Origin of the sequence: Paracidovorax cattleyae, from assembly GCF_900104515.1 — a bacterium.
In the GTDB taxonomy this organism is placed as follows: domain Bacteria; phylum Pseudomonadota; class Gammaproteobacteria; order Burkholderiales; family Burkholderiaceae_C; genus Paracidovorax; species Paracidovorax cattleyae.
Genome location: NZ_FNJL01000018.1, coordinates 75823 through 91730 on the forward strand (window position 1 = coordinate 75823; position 15908 = coordinate 91730).

Consider the following 15908-nt stretch of genomic DNA (forward strand, 5'->3'; position numbering starts at 1 on the left):
ATGGGGCAACGGATACAGGCGTGGGCGGGCAGGGTGTTCGCCGGCTGGCTGGCGGCGCTGGCGCTGTGCGGCGCGGGCGCGGCCCATGCGGAGCCCGTGCGCGTGAAGGACCTGGGCAAGCTGCAGGGGTGGCGCGAGAACGCGCTGGTCGGCACCGGCATCGTGACCGGCCTGGCCGGCACGGGCGATTCGCCATCCAACCGCGGCACGCGGCAGGCGCTGTCGAACGCGATGTCGCAGTTCAACCTCAACATCGCACCCGAACAGATCCAGAGCCGCAACGTGGCGGTGGTGATGGTCAGCGCGGCGCTGTCGCCGTTCTCGCGCGAGGGCGACACGCTGGACGTGACGGTGAACTCCGTCGGCGACGCGCGCAGCCTGGTCGGCGGCAGCCTCGTGCTCACGGCCCTCAAGGCCGCCAACGGCCGCGTCTATGCGCTGGCCCAGGGGCCGCTGTCCGTGGGGGGCTACCGCTACGACGCCAACGGCAACGTGGTGCAGAAGAACCACCCGACCGTCGGCTCGATCCCGGGCGGCGCGACGGTGGAGGTCGGGGTGACCTCGCAGATGGTGTCCCAGGACCACCGGATGACCTTCGTGCTGAACGAGCCCGACTACACCACGGCCAACCGCGTGGCGGAAGCCTTCAACCGCCGCTATGGCGCCGGCATGGCACTGGCGCGCGATGCGTCCGGCATCGACCTGCTGGTGCCGGAGGCGCAGCAGCGGCAGCTCGTGGCGTTCGTCGCCGGGCTGGAGTCAGTCACGGTGGAGCCGGACCGCCGGGCCAAGGTGGTCGTCAACGAGCGCACGGGCACCGTGGTGTCCGGCGGCGACGTGCGGATTTCGAAGGTGGCGATATCGCACGGCGATCTGAAGCTGTCCGTGCGCAACGAGACCACGGCGTCGCAGCCTTACTTCATCGGCGATGCGGGTGACGGCGTGCGCACCGCCCTGGTGACGAACACCCGCGTGGACGTGGACGAGCGCAACGGCGCCGGCTTTGTCACCGGCAGCACGACCGTCGCGGATCTGGTGCAGACGCTGGCGCGGCTGAAAACGCCGACGCGCGACATCATTTCCATCCTGCGCGCCGTGAAGGCCGCGGGCGCGCTGCACGCCGAACTCCTCATCCAGTGACCCTGAAAAAGAGCAAACCATGACCGAAGGCATCGAAGCGATCACGCAGGCCAGCCTCTCCCTGGCACTGGACGCCGCATCCCTGCGGCAGCAGGCCATCGCACGCAACATCGCGAACGCGTCCACCGAGGGGTATGTTCCGGTGGATGTGGATTTCGCCGCGCAGATGGAGGCCGCACGCGGGCAACTCGCACAGGGGCGCCGCCTGGATGCGGCCCACCTGGCCTCGGTGGCGGAAGAAGGCGTGCGCATGCGCCCCATGGTGGGGCCGGACGGCCTGCCCGCGCGCGTGCAGCTGGACACGGAAGTCGCACGCATGGCGCAGAACGCCGTCCATTACCAGGCCCTGCTCAAGGGGCTGTCGCGCCACATGGCCATCCTGTCGTCCGCCGTCTCCGACGGCAAGCGCTGATCTTTTTCCGATTCGATTTCTCCCCGCATCCGCCCATGGACTATTCACAAGCCTTTGCCATCAGCGCCAGCGGCATGACGCTGGAGCGCACGCGCGTCGAGGTCGCGTCGCTCAACCTCGCCAACGCCAACACCGTGGCCGGCCCGGAGGGCAGGACCTACCAGCCGCTGCGGGTGGTGTCCCGCGCTTCTTTCGGCGACACGGTCGCCCAGGGCCTGGCCGCCGTGCCGGCGGCCTCGGTGGAGCCCACGCTCCAGCCCCCGCGCATGGTGTACGAACCCGGCCATCCGATGGCGGACGGCCGCGGGTTCGTGGCCTATGCCGGGGTGGACCCCGCCACCGAAATGGTGACGCTCATGGGGGCCATGCGTTCCTACGAAGCCAACGTGGCGGCGATGAACACGTCGCGCAACATGGCCCTGAAAGCCCTGGAGATCGGGGGCAACGCATGAGCGCCGATGCCATCGCCGCCATCGCGGCGTCCGCGCTGCCGGCCATCGCCGAGCCGCAACCGGCCTTCGCCGCCGCCGGGTCCGCCGCTTCCTCAGGGGCGGCTGCGGTGCCGGGCGCCGGTTTCTCGGACATGGTCGCCCAGGGGCTGGGCCGCGTCAACGGGCAGTTGCTGACGAGCCAGACGGACCTGCAGCGCCTGGCCGCGGGCGACGCGCAGAACCTGCACCAGGTGATGATCCGGCTGGAGGAGAGCCGGCTGTCCTTCCAGCTCATGATGCAGGTGCGTGGAAGGCTCCTGGAAGCCTACCAGGACGTGATGAGGATGCAGCTGTGAACCTGCGAGACGCCACCCGCCACATCGAGCAACGCATCGGGAACACTGCACCATGAACGCTTTCTGGGAGGGCCTGGGCCGCTCCGCGCGCGCCGGTCTGATGGCCGGTGCCATCGCCATCGCCCTGCTGACCGCTGCCCTGGCATGGTGGCTGATGCGGCCGGACTACCAGGTCCTTTTCTCGGACCTGAAGCCACAGGACGCGGCGGCCATGAGCGCCGAGCTGGACAAGCTCAAGATCCCCTACCGCTTCGACGAGGCGAACGGATCGATCCTGGTGGACCGGCCGCAGGTGCATTCCACGCGCATCAAGCTGATGGGCCAGGACATGCCGCTGCATGGCGCCGTGGGGTTCGAGCTGTTCAACAACACCGACTTCGGGATGACCGAGTTCGCCCAGAAGATCAACTACCAGCGCGCGCTGCAGGGCGAGCTCACGCGCACCATCCTGTCGCTGTCCGAGATCCGCGACGTGCGCGTGCACCTGGCCCTGCCGGAGCAGGGACTGTTCAAGCAGGCCCACGCCCGTCCGAAGGCCGCGATCACGGTGACGCTGCGCGAGGGCCGGGTGCTGCGCCCCGAACAGGTCAGCGGCATCCAGCGCCTCGTGGCTGCGGCGACGCCGGGCATGACCGCGCAGGACGTGACGGTGGTGGACCGGCAGGGCGTGGCGCTCAGCCGCCCGGCCGACGAGGCGGCCGATGCCGCCGCCGGCATGGCGGGTGGATCCGGCCGCCTGGAACTGAAGAAGGACACCGAGGCGCAGTTGGCCCGCAAGGCCGCGGCGGTGCTGGACCGCGCGTTCGGCCCGGGCCAGGCCATGGCCAGCGTGGATGTCACGTTGAACATGGACCAGGTGCGCATCACCACGGAAGACGTGATTCCCGCTCCCTCGCGCACGGCCGACAGCCGGGGAGTGATCGTGAAGGAGCGCGAATCCGTGCGCGACGGCGGCCAGGCCCCGCTCGATGCCGCGCGCGCCGGAGGCGGCGCGGGTGCGAGCACCCAGCGGGAGGTGGACTACCAGGTCGGCCGCCGGGTGGAGCAGGTGGTGAGCCAGGCGGGAGCCGTGCGCCGCATCCAGGTGGTGGCGGTGGTCCGCCAGGCGCTGGATGCCGCACAGGAGGACAAGCTGCGCCGGTTGCTGGCGGCCGCGGTGGGCGCGAACCCGGACCGGGGAGACCTGGTCGTGGTGCAGTCCCTGCAGGCGCTGGTGCCGTCCGCGGCCGCCGCGGGTGGAGCCGCTGCGGGTGCCGGCGCTCCTGATGCTTCCGGCCAGGCGCCCGGTGCGCTGCGGGACATCGCGACGGAGCCTGCCGGGCAGGCCGACGGAGCGGGGCAGGGCGCTGCCGTTTCCCGCCCTGGCCTGGAGTTGTGGTGGGCCGCTGCCGGCATCGGGCTGCTGTTGCTGCTGGCGGGCGCTTGTCTGGCCGCCATGCGCCGCCGCGCTCCGGCTTCCGGCGCGCCAGGCCGTCGCCTGAGCGCGGCCGAGCGCGAGGCGGCCCTGCGCAAGGTGCAGGCCTGGATGCGTGCGGGCGAGACCGCACCGACGCCCGGGGCTGCAGGAGGGCACGGCGCATGAACCTGCATTTCCCGGGGCTGGCGGAGCCGTCCGCGCCCTCGTCCCCGGCCGCGCAGGCACGCCGCGCCGCGCTGGTGCTGCATGGCATGGCGCCCGCGGACCGTGCCTGGGTGCTGGAACGCATGGCGCCCTCGCAGCGCGATGCGCTGCAGGCATTGCTCTCTGAACTGCAAGCGCTCGGCATCCCGCCCGATCCGGCCGGCCTGGACGCACTGGCGACCGCTGCGCCCGACTCGGTCGCCGCCGCGCCGCTGCCAACTGGCAATGCGGCATCCTCCCCGCCGGAGGCCGACCTGCTGATGGCGCTGGGCGCTCCGGGCGTCGCGGCACTTGCGCGCGCCTGGCGCGCCCAGCCTCCCCTGATGGTGGCGCAGGCCCTGTGCCTGCGTCCCTGGCCCTGGCGCGCCGCGCTGCTGGAGCAGTTGCCGGCCCTCCAGCGCCGGCGCGTGACGGACCTGCTGGGCACTGTTTCCAGCGGACCCTCCACCGCCCCCGCCCTGGCCTCCGCCATGCTGGACGGCATGCGGCACTGCTGCGATGCGCCTGCGGTGGCGGCGGCCGGTGCAGTGCAGGGCGATGGCCGGCCTGCCGGACACCGGGCCCATGGCCGGTTCGGCGGCTGGCGCTGGCCCTGGCGGCGCAAGGAGGGCGGGGCATGAGCGACGACATGAAGATCCTGCGCTCCGCCGCATGGCACGGGCAGGCCGTTGCCGTGGGCAGGCCCCGTGGCGCGGGAGCCGGGCATGCCGCGGCCGTGGCCGTGCCCGCGGCCACGCTGCCGCCGGCGGCCCTGGCCGAAGCCGCTGTATCCGCTCCGCGCCGTACCGCATCCCATGGACTGGCCGCAGGTCCGGACCGGGCAGCCATGCCTTCCGCGGCCGCACCGGGCGGCGCTCCTGCCGCCGAAGTCCCGGCCCAGGACCTCGCCCGCCTGCAGGCCCAATGGAAGGAAGAGGGGCGGCGCGCAGGGCACGCGCAAGGCCTGGCCGAGGGCCGCCGCATGGTGGACGAAGACATCCAGGCGCGGGCAGAGGTGCTGGCCCGCGATGTGGTGGCCGGGCAGGTGCGCGAGGCCATGGAACAGGTGCGCGCCTCGGAGCAGGCACAGAAACACAGCGAGGCGCAGGAGCGGCAGTCCGCCGCGCAGGAGGTGGCCCGGCGCACCGAACGCCTGGAACAGCTGGCCGGACAGCTCGCGCAGGAATGGACACGGTTCCTGCAGGGCGCGGAAGACGACATGCTGGACATCGTTTTCGAGGCCGTCTGCCGCATCGCCGGAGACCGTGCCGTCACCCGCGACGGCGCACGGGAACTGCTGGCCCGGTCGCTGCAGGCGTGGCACGGGCGGCATCCGCTGAGCGTGCACCTGCACCCGGACGACGCGGCGATGCTCAGGGAGGATGCCCCCACGCTGGAAGCGCTGGCGTCGCGGGGATTCGATGCCGGGCGCGAGAGCGTGCGCTGGGTGGCCGACCCGGAGGTCCGCATGGGCGGCTGCCTGCTGCGTTCCGCGGAAGGCGCGCTGGACGCCCGGCTGGAACGGCAACTGCAGGCCGTGGCGGCACGGTTGGCCAAGACGCGCGCCGAGCGCCGGCAGCAGGCCATCGGCGCCGATGTCTCCGCGGGCAGGGACGCGGCATGAACGCCCGGTTGCCCATCCCGCTGGCCGGATTGGCGTCCTATCGGGACGCCGTGCGCGACGCCGAGTTGACGCGGCGCATCGGCTGGGTGCGCCATATGCAGGGGCTGGCCATCGAGTCCCAGGGACCGGATGCGACCGTGGGCGAGTTGTGCCGCATCCAGCCACGCTCCGACTCTGCTGAAGATCGGCATGCCGGTGGTGGCGTGCTCGCCGAGGTGGTCGGCCTGAGCGGCGACCGCCTCACGCTGATGCCCTACGGCAGCCTGCAGGGCGTGGCCGCGGGGGCGGAAGTGGTCGCGCTCGGCCGCCGTTCGGATTTCGGCGTGGGCCCGGGCCTGCTGGGCCGGGTGATCGACGGCTTCGGGCACGCGCTCGATGGCCTGCCCGATCCGGTCGCGCCTGTCATGCGCCCCTTGCATGCACGGCCGCTCAATCCCCTGCAGCGCCCCCGCATCCACCGGGTGCTGCAGACGGGCGTGCGTTCACTCGATGGGCTGCTGACGCTGGGCCAGGGGCAGCGCGTGGGCATCTTCGCGGGAAGCGGCGTGGGCAAGAGCACGCTGCTGGGCATGATCGCCCGACATGTCAGTGCCGACGTCAACGTGATCGCGCTCATCGGCGAGCGCGGCCGGGAGGTGAAGGAGTTCATCGACAAGCAGCTGGGCGAAGGCCTGAAGCGCTCGGTCGTCGTCGTGGCGACCTCCGACCAGCCTGCGATGGCGCGGATCCGCGCGGCGCATGCCGCCGTGACCATTGCGGAGTATTTCCGCGACGCAGGGCAGCAGGTGCTGCTCACCATGGATTCGGTCACCCGCCTGGCCATGGCGCGGCGCGAGGTGGGCCTGGCGGCCGGCGAGCCACCCACCGCCCGCGGCTACACGCCATCCGTGTTCGCGGAGCTGCCCCAGCTGTGCGAACGCTGCGGGACGGCCCCTTCGGGCGGGGCCATCACGGCGCTGCTCACCGTCCTCGTCGAGGGCGACGACATGAACGAGCCCATCGCCGACAGCCTGCGTTCCATCCTGGATGGCCACATCGTGCTGTCGCGCGACATTGCGCACGAAGGGCGCTACCCCGCCATCGATGTGCTGCGCAGCGCGAGCCGGCTGCTGCCGGACCTGACCACTGCCGAGGAGCGGGAACTGGTCTCCGACGCGGTGCGCCACCTCGCGCTGTTGCACCGCAACCGCCAGCTGGTGGACATCGGCGCCTACGAAAAGGGCGCGAACCCCGAGCTGGACCAGGCCCTGGCGCTCGCTCCCGCACTGCAGGCATGGCTGTGCCAGCAGGAAGGCGGCGTGCCGCGCGCGGAAGGCCTGCGTGCCCTGCGCGCGCTGCTGTGGCCCGACCGGCCACCGGCTGCCAATCCCGCCGCCGTTCCCGCGCCTTCGCCCCCCGCGAAACCGGCCGCAGCGGCCGCGCAGAACCTGCCGCACAAGTTCAGCTATTCGCTGGGCGCCGCGGCCAAGGGAGGCCAGCGATGACGCGGACCGCGGCCCCCGCGCCGGCCTCCGTGGACCTGCGCGGCTTCACCTATCCGCTGGAGCCCTACCTGCGCAAGCAGGAGTGGCAGCTCGAGCGCCTGGAAGCCCGGCTGGCCCGGTTGCTGCAGGACATTGCCACGGCGGTGGAGCAGGGCCGCGCGCTGCAGGCGCAGTTCGACGCCCAGGCGCAGCAGATGCAGCAGTGGACGCAGGCGCGGCTGGACCCCCGCCTGCACCAGCGCGGGCTCGTCTATCTGGCGGATGCACGCCGCGGCATCGCGGACCACGCCCGCGAACTCGAAGCGCTGCACGCACAGCGGGTGGCGCTGAAGGCCGAGTGCATCGCCCAGCAGCGCATGATCGACGGGCTGCAGGAACACCGCGCGGATGCCGTGCGCGACTATGCGCAGGAAGCGGTCCGCCTGGCGGCCGCAGAAGCGGACCGCGACTGGATCGGCCGGATGGCGCTGCGCGCTTCATCGCCCACCCGCGCGCCGGAGGTGATGGAGTGAGCGGCATCGACACGGCCATGGCGGGCCTGCTCGCAGGCCCGGGCGCCCGCGGTGCACGGGATGCGGCCGAAGGTCGCGAACCGCCGGGGCTTTCGCCGTCCCTGCGGCAGGCGTGGCTGCGCGAGATGGAGCGCGCCCAACTGGCCGGGTGGTTTCAGCCTTTCAACCCGGCGGCCGCACCGCAGCCCTCCGGCGCGGCGGTGCGGCCGGCCCAGGGGCTGCCCACCGCGTACCGGACGATGCCCGAGCCCCCGGCAGACCGGGGTGGCGCGCCGGCCTCGCCCTCCGGGGCGGCTGCGTCGCGCTCCGGAGCGGATGCGCCAGGCACCGCATCCGCCAGCCATTCCGTGGCCGCCAATGGCGTTGCCGGACCGGCGCATGCCGGTGACGGTGCCGCGGGCGTGCCGGACCGGGACGGGAGCGACGGCATGCGTGCGGCGCCTGCCCCGGGTGCCGGCGGTGACCCATGGCCGCATCCGGCCGCGGCCGGCGCATCCGCGCCGATGCCCCTGGCCGGTGCGTTCGCGGGCCGCGGCGCTGCGGCATCCGCAGGGATCGCTGCCGCTGACCAGGCCACGGCGGCCATCGGCAGCGGCGCCGTGGACAGGGCGGCAGCCATCGTGGAGCCCGCAGTAGTGCCTGCCTGGCGGCCGGATGGCGTGCGTCCTCTGGCGACGCCGCTACCGGCGGCACTGGCGGCTGCCTCCACGTCCGCGCCCCCGGAGCCCGGCGACGGTCCCGCGGAGCACAGCGGCCGTACCGCGCCGGGCACTGCACCGGGCGCCGCACGCGCCCTGCCTGCCGAAGCGCAGCGCCACGCCGGCATGCGGGTCCATGCCCAGTGGTCCGATGCGGGCGCACAGCTCTGGCTCGGGATGGACGGCACCGCGGACCAGGTCGGCTTCCAGGCCGCCGCCGTCGTTCCTTCGCTGGAGCGCGCCCTGCGCGAGCAGGGGCAGCGGCTGGTGCGCGTGGTCTGCAATGGCCGCGTGGTGTTCGACGCCTTCGCGCCGGCCTCGCGGCAAACCACCGGGCCGTCCCGCTTCACCGATGTGTTTTCCACCGCCGCGCAGCGCATCGCGCCGCGTGCGCGCAACGTTTTTTCTTCTTCCATTTTCCAGGAGGGCAACCCATGAGCATCAACGGCATCAGCAGCGCGACACCCAGCCTGCGCGCCAACGCGCTGGGCCAGGAGGACTTCATGAAGATCCTGCTGACCCAGCTCACCTACCAGGACCCCATGAAGCCGATGGACAACCAGCAGTTCATGGCCCAGATGGCCCAGTTCACGAGCCTGGAGCAGACGCAGCAGCTCAACAGCAAGATCGCCACGCTGATCGGCAACCAGGCGGCGCTGCAGTCGGTCGGGCTGATCGGGCGCACCGTGGATGTGAGCTCCACCAGCGGCACGCTGACGGGCACGGTGGTGTCGTTGTCGCTGTCGGGCGAGTCGCCGCTGATCACGCTGCGCACCAGCGCCGGATCCACCCTGCAGGACATCAGCCTGAGCCAGATCCTGGCCGTGCGCTGAGCACCCGCTTCCTCCCAGGAATCCAAGGAGTTTCCATGATCGAGTCCATCTACGTCGGCATGACGGGCCTCTCCAGCTTCTCGCGAGGGCTGCGGGTGATCGCCAACAACACCACCAACCTCAACACCCCCGGGTTCAAGAGCTCCTCGCTGCGCTTCTCGGACGCCTTCTATGCCGGCGGCGGCTACGCCGGCCGGCAGTTCGGCCAGATGGGCTACGGCGTGAGCACCATGGGCACGTCGATGTCCTTCAAGTCCGGAGAACTGCGGCAGACGGGCAACGGCCTGGACCTCGCCATCGACGGCCAGGGCATGTTCATGCTCAAGGGCGCCGACGGCAGCATCCGCTATACCCGCGCGGGGCAGTTCCAGTTCAACCGCGATGGCACGCTCGTCACCCAGGGCACCGGTGCCCGGGTGATGGGCGTCGGCGCGGATGGCGCCCCTTCGGAAATCAGCATCGCCAACCTGAAGACCTCCGCGGGCAAGGCGACGGCGGTGGCCAAATTCACCGGCAACCTGTCGAGCGCCGGCACCGACCAGACCGTGAGCGGCGTGCGTGTGTACGACGCCGCGGGCGGCGAGCACCTGCTGAGCGTCAAGCTGACCAACACCAACAGCACGACTCCGGGCAGCTGGAAGGTCGAGCTGATGGACGGCAGCACGCTGGTCGGTACCAGCCAGCTGATCTTTCAGGACGGCAAGCCCACCGCGGCCACGTCCAAGCTGTCGTTCACGTACACGCCGGCGGGGCAGGCCGCCGTGCCGCTGACGCTCGACTTCAGCGCGGACGTCACCTCCTTCGCGTCGGGCACGCTGTCCACCCTCGCATTCGCGTCGCAGGACGGCTTCGCCCCGGCCGAACTGAGCTCCGCATCCTTCGATGCCACCGGGACCCTGGTCCTGACCTACGCGAATGGGCAGACCGCCAAGGGGGCGCGCCTGTCCCTGGGCCGCTTCGACACCAACGAGGCCGTGGGCTCCGCCGGGGACAACGAATTCGAGGCGCTCGACGGCAGCGCCTGGCACACGGGCGTGGCCGGCGGTGCCTTCGGATCGGTGCGCTCCGGCTATATCGAAATCTCGAACGTCGATCTGTCGCAGGAATTCAGCGACCTCGTCATCATGCAGCGCGGCTACCAGGCCAGCTCCCAGGTCATCTCGACCGCCAACGAGATGCTGCAGGAGCTCTTTTCCATGAAGAGCCGCTAAGCCATGGATGCCAGGACGGATCGGCCGCCGCAGGCCGGGGAGTGGCTGTCGCCGGAAGCCTCGCGCACGCAGGCCAGGCCGCTGCGCGCCTGGAGCGCCGCCCGGCAGGCGGTGGTGCGCGATGCCTGCCAGGCCGCCTATGGCGCATGGTGCCGCGACTGGGGACTGGCGCAGGCGCCGGTGCAGGTGCAGGTCGTGGAAGCCGGCATGGCCCCGGATGCGCCGGGCCTCGCCGCCGCTGCGCAGGCGCTGCGCGGTTGGCTGTTCGGCGACGCCGCGGCGTCCAGCGCGGCCGAGGGGCCGGACATGGCCGCCGACATCGCTGCACAGGCCTGGTCGGCCCTGCAGTCCGTGCTGGAGGAACTGGCCCCCGAGGCACGCGAATCCCGGCAAGCCGCCGAGGCACCTGCCGCCTGGTCCGGCGCATTGGCCGTGCTGTTTCCATGGGGCGGCAAACCCTGGGCCTGGCGCCTGGACGGCGACCGCGTGGCGGCATTGCTGGGCCGGCATGAACCTCCCTCCTCCGGCGGCGCGGCACGCACCGGGAAGGAACCTGCCACGCCGCGCTGCGCGCTGGTGCCGCTCGACCAGGCCCTGCGCGGCCACCGCGTGGCGATGCACATCCATCTGCAGCCGCTCACCCTGAGCCTGGGACAGTTGCAGTCGCTGGCCGTGGGCGACGTGATCGCGCTCGACCACCCGCTGGCGGCGCCTGCCGCCGCCCGGCTCGCGGCCTCCGGCTCCGCCACCCCCCAGCCGCTGTGCGAGGCCTGGCTCGGGCAGTCCGGCGGCCGCCTGGCAGTCGAACTCCATCCCGACGCTTCCTGAACCGTTTTCCGTTTTTTTGCTCTTCCGTATGCCGCAATCCTCCTCGACCCCGGGCACCGTGCCCACCCCGGCCCCGTCCGGCACCGCGCCGCAGGTGCAGCCCATCGCGCTTCCACCGCTCGCCGAACCCGCAGCCACCGCTGCCACGGAGCCGCTGCTCCCCAGCTTCCAGCCCCTGCACCAGGTCCGGACCACGCTGCAGGTCTGCGTCGGTTCCGCCACCGTGGCGGTCGGCGATCTGCTCGCGGCCCAGGCGCAGCAGGTGCTGGTGCTGGACCGCGGCGTGGACCAGCCCGTGGATCTCGTGCTGGAAGGGCAGGTGGTGGCGCGGGGGCTGCTGGTGGCCGTGGGCGACCGGTTCGCCGTGAAGCTCACCGAACTCCCTGCGCCCCTCAGCCTGCAGCCTTCGGCCGCTTGACGCCATGGCATTGCCGGAATCGATCCCGCTGCGCCGGGAGCCCGAAGGCGCGGGCGCGCCGGTCCCCGCGGCGGAACTGGCCTGGATGGGGGTGTTCGTCTTATTGATCGCGCTGAGCGTGGTTGCCTGGCGCAAGCACCGGGCCCGGAGCGGAACGCCACCGGCGCCCGCGGCCCGCGGATCGCTGGGCCGCTGGATGGCCCGCGTGCAGCAGCGCTCCGGACGGGCCGTGGAACTGGTCTCCAGCACGCGCCTCACGCCCCAGCACAGCCTGCACGAGGTGCAGTGGCAGGGACGCCGTCTGCTGGTCGGCTGCGCGCCGCAATCGATCTCCGTGCTGTCGGAGTCGCCCGCGCCCGGGGCGGCCGAGCCCGGCCACCCGGATCCGCTGGCGGCGGAGGTGCGATCTTGAGCCGCCTGCAAGCTTCTTCCTTTGCCGGCATCCGGAGCCGCATGCGCCGCGCGCTGTGCGCCGGGGGCACCGTGGCCCTGCTGCTCGGGGCCTGCGGGGCCGCCGCGGCGCAGCAGGCCCCGTCGGCGGCATGGCTGGGCGGGGCGGACACGTCCCAGGCCGTGCGCATCGTGATCGGGCTCACCGTGCTGGCCGTGCTGCCGGCGCTGCTCGTGTGCATCACCAGCTTCCTGCGCATCATCGTGGTGCTGTCCATGCTCCGGCATGCGATCGGCATGAACGAGACACCGCCCAACACCGTGCTGATCGGCCTGGCGCTGTTCATGACGCTGTTCACCATGTCGCCCGTGCTGGAGCAGGTGAACCGCGAAGCGCTGCAGCCGTTCATGTCCGGCAAGCTGGGCATGGAGCAGGGCCTGAACAAGGGCATCGCGCCGCTGCGCGAATTCATGGTGCGGCAGACCCGCGAGCAGGACCTCGCGCTGATGGTGGAGCTGTCCAAGGCGCCGCCGCCGCAGTCCATGGACGACATCAGCAATGTGCAGCTGATTCCTGCGTTCATGCTCTCCGAACTGCGCGCCGCATTCCAGATCGGCTTCGTGGTCTTCCTGCCCTTCCTGCTCATCGACCTGATCGTCTCCAGCGTGCTCATGGCGCTGGGCATGATGATGATGCCGCCGACGACGATCGCGCTGCCGGTCAAGATCCTCATGTTCATCCTGATCGACGGCTGGAGCCTGCTGCTCAAGGCCCTGGTCGGCAGTTTCCACTGAAGCAGCCGCGGCCATGCAGTCCTGCGCCGGCTCCCTGTCCGCCACTGCCGCGGCTCCGCCATCGTCCGGGGGCGAGGCGGCGCTGTGGTCGCGCTGGCGGGAGCAGGGCGACGCGGCTGCCAGGGCCGCGCTGATCGAACACTACCTGTCGTACGCGCGCATGCTCGCGGCCGTCAGCTTCAAGTCGCGCTACCACGATGGCGTGGAATTCGCCGACTACCAGCAACTGGCCTGCATCGGGCTCATGGAGGCCGTGGACCGCTACGACCCTGGCCAGGGCGCCCAGTTCCGCACCTACGCCACGCACCGCATCCGCGGCGCGATCCTGAGCGGGCTCGAGCGATTCACGGAAACCGGCCAGCAGGCGGCCCTGCGCAAGCGCCTGGAGCGCGACCGGCTGGAAGCCGCCGCGGCATCGGCGGGCATGGCGCAGGAAGGCGTCCAGGAGCCCGCCAGCCCTGCCGGGGCAGGGCGCTCCGCGCAGGACCTGCTGGCCCGCCTGGCCGAGATCGGCATCGGCCTGGCGCTGGGCGTGCTGCTCGATGGCACGGGCATGATCGGCAGCGGCGCGCACGAGGAGGCACCGCAGGACCAGTCGCCCGAGGTAATCTACTTCCGCAAGCGCGAGCAGCAGCACTGGCAGGCCCTGCTGCGCGATCTCGTCCAGCGCCTGCCCGAGCAGGAGCGGCGCGTGATCCGCTGCCACTATCTGTACGGCATGCCCTTCGACGAGGTGGCGTGCCTGCTGGACGTCTCGCGCAGCCGCATATCGCAGCTGCACCGCCGGGGCCTGGCACGCCTGCGCGAGGCGCTGGCCCAGGCGACGCCCTGCGATGTGGCCTGGTAGCCGAATCTTCCCGGCCAGGCGAGCCCTCTCTTTTTTTGCGGATCGTTTCCGACCATTGCTTCCATGACCTCTCCTTCCCTTTCACCCGACGCATCCCCCCAGCCCGCGCGGCTGGATCGTCTGGAAACCTACCTGCGCGACGACCCCGCCAATGAATCCCTGCTGGCGGAGGCGTTTTCCGCCGCCTTGCAGTGCAGTGCCTGGGACCGCGCGGAATTCCACCTGCGCCATGCGCTCGCCCTCTGGCCGGATTCCCTGGCCTGGCTGCTGCGGGAGTCGGAGGCAGCGCTGGCCCGGGGCGACATGGACGGCGCGCGCCGCAGCCTGGCCGGCATGCAGGCACTGCCCGGTACTCCGCCGGCCTTCGCCGACGCCGTGCTGCACAACCTCGCCTTCGTCGATTTCCAGGAAGGCCGGTACGCCGAATGTGTGGAACGCCTGGCGCCCCGCATGGATGCGCTGCTGCAGGGGCGGGGCGCAGGGACGCCCCCCGCCATGGACGCACTCTGGCTGAGGGCGTTGCACCGCGCGGGCGACATCGAGCGCGCGGTGCGCTGGGCGGCCTCGCGCGAACAGGGGGGTGCCCTGGCGCCGGCCGCGGCCGGCATCGCGGCGCTGGCGGCGCTCGATGCCGCGCAGGTGGCCGATGCCGCGCGCTGGGCGGGTCAGGCCCTGGCCGCCGGGGCCGAAGCGGTCACGACCGAGGCGCTGGTCACCCGTGCATCCCTGGCGCTGGGCGAAGCGGACGCCGCCACGGCAGGCGCCTATGCGCAGGCCGCCCTGGAGCGGCAGCCCGGCGATGGCCGTGCGCGCTCCGCACTGGCCTTCGCCCAGATGCTGGCCGGCGACTCGGCCGGCGCAGTGCAGCAGTTCCACGCGGCCCTGTCCTCCATGCCGGGCCATATCGGCACCTGGCACGGCCTGGGCTGGGCGCAACTGGTGCAGCACGACCTCGACGGCGCCCTGGCGAGTTTCGAGCAGGCCCTGGCGCTGGACCGCAACTTCGGGGAAAGCCATGGGGGCCTCGCGGTGGTGCTGGCGCTCCGGCAGGAGGAAGCCGCGGCCCGGGAGCACATCGAAAGGGCCGCCCGGCTGGGCGGCAGCAACCTGTCCGGCCGCTTCGCCGAGGCCATCCTGCGCGGAGAAGCCTCACCGGACCACTTCGCGCGCCTCGCGGAGCGCCTGCTCGGCAGCCAGACCGCGCCCGGCGGTGGCGGCATGCTGGATGTGGTGATGCGCGCGCTGCGCACCAGGCGCTGAGCCGCGCCTAGGCCCGGGCCGATGCCTCCAGCAGGGCATCGGCGGCCGCATCGCAGGCGCTGCGCAGGTCCGGATCCGCATACATCTGCGCGGTCACCTGGTCCACCAGTCCGTCGAAATCGGCCGGATCCTGCAGCAGGCGGCCAAACTCATCCCGCAGCGTGGCTTCCATGAAGATGCGGAACGCCTTGCGCCGCCGTTCCGGATCGTCGTGCCGGATCGCCCGCAGCCGCAGGGTGGTGGACGCGGTGCCGGCCCCCGGCTCCCGCGCTCCGCGGTCCGGCTCCGCGGCCTTGGTGGGGCCTGGAGCGTTGTCCGGCCTCGGCCGGCCCATCTGCTCCAGCCGGGCGTGGAGCAGGGCGCCCCACTGGACCGTCGGATCGATGCGGGTCAATGCACGGGCCCCTGTTGCTGGTAGTTGGACAGCAGCACGTGCGTGGCTTCCTCGTCGGCCCCGGCAGCGTCGCCGGAGTCCGGCGCAGGCGCAGCGGAGCCTTGCCCCAGCGCATCCATGCGCGCCAGCACCAGGCGGATGTCGGCGGACATGGGCGGGTGCTCGGTATTGCGCTCCAGGCCGGCCTCGAAGGCAGACCGCGCGTGGGTGAAATCATCCCCTGCCAGGGCCGCGAACCCGCGTATCCAGTGGGGCAGCGGGCTGTCGTCACCCAGCGCCAGCAGCGGCTGCCAGGTGAGCAGGGCGGTGGAGGCGCGCCCGGCGCTGAACTGCAGCAGTCCCAGCTGGTAGCGCGGGATCGGCCATTGGGGCGCGAGCAGCACCGCCTGGCTGAAGCACTGCTCTGCCTCGTCCACCCGGCCCTCGGTCGCGTATTCGGCCCCCATCAGGAAATGCGGCACGGCGGAGTCCGGCTGCTCGCGGGCCGCCTGCCGGAAGAGCGCGACGGCCTCCTCCACATGGCCGGCGGCGCTGGCGGCCAGGGCGCGCTCCAGCGCGGGGGGCATCGGGGCGGAAGAAGTGGACATGGTGGCGGCTTCCGGGGGAAGCATGGGACAGGAAAAAAATCGGTCGCACAGCATAGCCGTGCCACCCATATATCCACACGGTGGGCGA

20 protein-coding genes are annotated in these 15908 nt (G+C 72.0%); 18 read left to right on the forward strand and 2 right to left on the reverse strand.

Translation table 11 applies throughout. The annotated features are described in order from the left end of the window. The 18 genes from BLR05_RS15600 to BLR05_RS15685 all read left to right on the forward strand — a co-directional run bounded on the left by BLR05_RS15600 (position 1) and on the right by BLR05_RS15685 (position 14839). Positions 1-1140, forward strand: a complete 1140-nt coding sequence (locus tag BLR05_RS15600) for a flagellar basal body P-ring protein FlgI (protein WP_092835801.1) — start codon at positions 1-3, stop codon at positions 1138-1140. Between the two features lie 19 nt (positions 1141-1159). Then, positions 1160-1552, forward strand: a complete 393-nt coding sequence (flgB, locus tag BLR05_RS15605) for a flagellar basal body rod protein FlgB (protein WP_092835803.1) — start codon at positions 1160-1162, stop codon at positions 1550-1552. Positions 1553-1587: 35 nt separating this feature from the next. Then, a complete protein-coding gene (gene flgC / locus BLR05_RS15610) occupies positions 1588-2004 on the forward strand; it encodes a flagellar basal body rod protein FlgC (RefSeq protein WP_092835805.1) in 417 nt (138 codons plus the stop codon). Then, positions 2001-2339 (forward strand): flagellar hook-basal body complex protein FliE, encoded by a 339-nt coding sequence (gene fliE / locus BLR05_RS15615; RefSeq protein ID WP_092835807.1) that lies wholly within the window; start codon positions 2001-2003, stop codon positions 2337-2339. The genes flgC and fliE overlap by 4 nt, the downstream gene beginning before the upstream one ends. 52 nt (positions 2340-2391) lie before the next feature. Then, positions 2392-3921 carry a flagellar basal-body MS-ring/collar protein FliF gene (gene fliF / locus BLR05_RS15620; RefSeq protein WP_092835809.1) on the forward strand — a complete coding sequence of 510 codons (1530 nt, stop codon included), beginning with the start codon at positions 2392-2394 and terminating at the stop codon, positions 3919-3921. Then, the gene (locus BLR05_RS15625) at positions 3918-4580 is read left to right on the forward strand and encodes a hypothetical protein (protein ID WP_092835811.1); all 663 of its coding nucleotides are present in this window, start codon (positions 3918-3920) and stop codon (positions 4578-4580) included. The genes fliF and BLR05_RS15625 overlap by 4 nt, the downstream gene beginning before the upstream one ends. Further along, positions 4577-5563: a FliH/SctL family protein gene (locus BLR05_RS15630; protein ID WP_092835813.1), complete on the forward strand. Its 987-nt coding sequence runs from the start codon at positions 4577-4579 to the stop codon at positions 5561-5563. Before BLR05_RS15625 ends, BLR05_RS15630 begins: the two co-directional genes overlap by 4 nt. Next, the gene (locus BLR05_RS15635; protein ID WP_244160113.1) at positions 5560-7047 is read left to right on the forward strand and encodes a FliI/YscN family ATPase; all 1488 of its coding nucleotides are present in this window, start codon (positions 5560-5562) and stop codon (positions 7045-7047) included. Before BLR05_RS15630 ends, BLR05_RS15635 begins: the two co-directional genes overlap by 4 nt. After that, complete coding sequence (locus BLR05_RS15640; protein WP_092835815.1) at positions 7044-7559, forward strand: hypothetical protein; 516 nt, start codon at positions 7044-7046, stop codon at positions 7557-7559. Before BLR05_RS15635 ends, BLR05_RS15640 begins: the two co-directional genes overlap by 4 nt. Beyond that, positions 7556-8695: a hypothetical protein gene (locus tag BLR05_RS15645; RefSeq protein ID WP_092835817.1), complete on the forward strand. Its 1140-nt coding sequence runs from the start codon at positions 7556-7558 to the stop codon at positions 8693-8695. Before BLR05_RS15640 ends, BLR05_RS15645 begins: the two co-directional genes overlap by 4 nt. After that, a complete protein-coding gene (locus BLR05_RS15650) occupies positions 8692-9090 on the forward strand; it encodes a flagellar hook assembly protein FlgD (RefSeq protein WP_092835819.1) in 399 nt (132 codons plus the stop codon). The genes BLR05_RS15645 and BLR05_RS15650 overlap by 4 nt, the downstream gene beginning before the upstream one ends. A 35-nt stretch (positions 9091-9125) precedes the next feature. Continuing rightward, the gene (locus BLR05_RS15655) at positions 9126-10301 is read left to right on the forward strand and encodes a flagellar hook protein FlgE (protein WP_092835821.1); all 1176 of its coding nucleotides are present in this window, start codon (positions 9126-9128) and stop codon (positions 10299-10301) included. Positions 10302-10304: 3 nt separating this feature from the next. Then, positions 10305-11129 (forward strand): FliM/FliN family flagellar motor switch protein, encoded by an 825-nt coding sequence (locus tag BLR05_RS15660; RefSeq protein ID WP_092835823.1) that lies wholly within the window; start codon positions 10305-10307, stop codon positions 11127-11129. Positions 11130-11157: 28 nt separating this feature from the next. Further along, positions 11158-11547: a FliM/FliN family flagellar motor switch protein gene (locus BLR05_RS15665; RefSeq protein ID WP_092835825.1), complete on the forward strand. Its 390-nt coding sequence runs from the start codon at positions 11158-11160 to the stop codon at positions 11545-11547. A gap of 4 nt (positions 11548-11551) precedes the next feature. Next, a complete protein-coding gene (locus BLR05_RS15670) occupies positions 11552-11959 on the forward strand; it encodes a flagellar biosynthetic protein FliO (RefSeq protein WP_092835827.1) in 408 nt (135 codons plus the stop codon). A 41-nt stretch (positions 11960-12000) separates the two neighbouring features. Beyond that, a complete protein-coding gene (gene fliP, locus BLR05_RS15675; RefSeq protein WP_092835829.1) occupies positions 12001-12732 on the forward strand; it encodes a flagellar type III secretion system pore protein FliP in 732 nt (243 codons plus the stop codon). 13 nt (positions 12733-12745) lie between these two features. Continuing rightward, positions 12746-13579 carry a sigma-70 family RNA polymerase sigma factor gene (locus BLR05_RS15680; protein ID WP_092835831.1) on the forward strand — a complete coding sequence of 278 codons (834 nt, stop codon included), beginning with the start codon at positions 12746-12748 and terminating at the stop codon, positions 13577-13579. A gap of 63 nt (positions 13580-13642) precedes the next feature. After that, complete coding sequence (locus BLR05_RS15685; protein ID WP_092835833.1) at positions 13643-14839, forward strand: tetratricopeptide repeat protein; 1197 nt, start codon at positions 13643-13645, stop codon at positions 14837-14839. A 7-nt stretch (positions 14840-14846) separates the two neighbouring features. Here BLR05_RS15685 and BLR05_RS15690 read toward each other — a convergent pair whose 3' ends face one another. Further along, the gene (locus tag BLR05_RS15690; RefSeq protein WP_092835835.1) at positions 14847-15233 is read right to left on the reverse strand and encodes a hypothetical protein; all 387 of its coding nucleotides are present in this window, start codon (positions 15231-15233) and stop codon (positions 14847-14849) included. Beyond that, positions 15230-15820, reverse strand: coding sequence for a tetratricopeptide repeat protein (locus BLR05_RS15695; RefSeq protein WP_167361275.1), 591 nt, complete (start codon positions 15818-15820; stop codon positions 15230-15232). The genes BLR05_RS15690 and BLR05_RS15695 overlap by 4 nt, the downstream gene beginning before the upstream one ends. Positions 15821-15908: the final 88 nt, after the last annotated feature.

Bases quoted from the DNA above. Each gene is read 5' to 3' on its own strand.
- BLR05_RS15600 (WP_092835801.1), top strand. From the start codon at position 1: ATGGGGCAACGGATACAGGCGTGGGCGGGCAGGGTGTTCGCCGGCTGG.
- flgB (WP_092835803.1), top strand. From the start codon at position 1,160: ATGACCGAAGGCATCGAAGCGATCACGCAGGCCAGCCTCTCCCTGGCA.
- flgC (WP_092835805.1), top strand. From the start codon at position 1,588: ATGGACTATTCACAAGCCTTTGCCATCAGCGCCAGCGGCATGACGCTG.
- fliE (WP_092835807.1), top strand. From the start codon at position 2,001: ATGAGCGCCGATGCCATCGCCGCCATCGCGGCGTCCGCGCTGCCGGCC.
- fliF (WP_092835809.1), top strand. From the start codon at position 2,392: ATGAACGCTTTCTGGGAGGGCCTGGGCCGCTCCGCGCGCGCCGGTCTG.
- BLR05_RS15625 (WP_092835811.1), top strand. From the start codon at position 3,918: ATGAACCTGCATTTCCCGGGGCTGGCGGAGCCGTCCGCGCCCTCGTCC.
- BLR05_RS15630 (WP_092835813.1), top strand. From the start codon at position 4,577: ATGAGCGACGACATGAAGATCCTGCGCTCCGCCGCATGGCACGGGCAG.
- BLR05_RS15635 (WP_244160113.1), top strand. From the start codon at position 5,560: ATGAACGCCCGGTTGCCCATCCCGCTGGCCGGATTGGCGTCCTATCGG.
- BLR05_RS15640 (WP_092835815.1), top strand. From the start codon at position 7,044: ATGACGCGGACCGCGGCCCCCGCGCCGGCCTCCGTGGACCTGCGCGGC.
- BLR05_RS15650 (WP_092835819.1), top strand. From the start codon at position 8,692: ATGAGCATCAACGGCATCAGCAGCGCGACACCCAGCCTGCGCGCCAAC.
- BLR05_RS15655 (WP_092835821.1), top strand. From the start codon at position 9,126: ATGATCGAGTCCATCTACGTCGGCATGACGGGCCTCTCCAGCTTCTCG.
- BLR05_RS15660 (WP_092835823.1), top strand. From the start codon at position 10,305: ATGGATGCCAGGACGGATCGGCCGCCGCAGGCCGGGGAGTGGCTGTCG.
- BLR05_RS15665 (WP_092835825.1), top strand. From the start codon at position 11,158: ATGCCGCAATCCTCCTCGACCCCGGGCACCGTGCCCACCCCGGCCCCG.
- BLR05_RS15670 (WP_092835827.1), top strand. From the start codon at position 11,552: ATGGCATTGCCGGAATCGATCCCGCTGCGCCGGGAGCCCGAAGGCGCG.
- fliP (WP_092835829.1), top strand. From the start codon at position 12,001: ATGCGCCGCGCGCTGTGCGCCGGGGGCACCGTGGCCCTGCTGCTCGGG.
- BLR05_RS15680 (WP_092835831.1), top strand. From the start codon at position 12,746: ATGCAGTCCTGCGCCGGCTCCCTGTCCGCCACTGCCGCGGCTCCGCCA.
- BLR05_RS15685 (WP_092835833.1), top strand. From the start codon at position 13,643: ATGACCTCTCCTTCCCTTTCACCCGACGCATCCCCCCAGCCCGCGCGG.
- BLR05_RS15695 (WP_167361275.1), bottom strand. From the start codon at position 15,820: ATGTCCACTTCTTCCGCCCCGATGCCCCCCGCGCTGGAGCGCGCCCTG.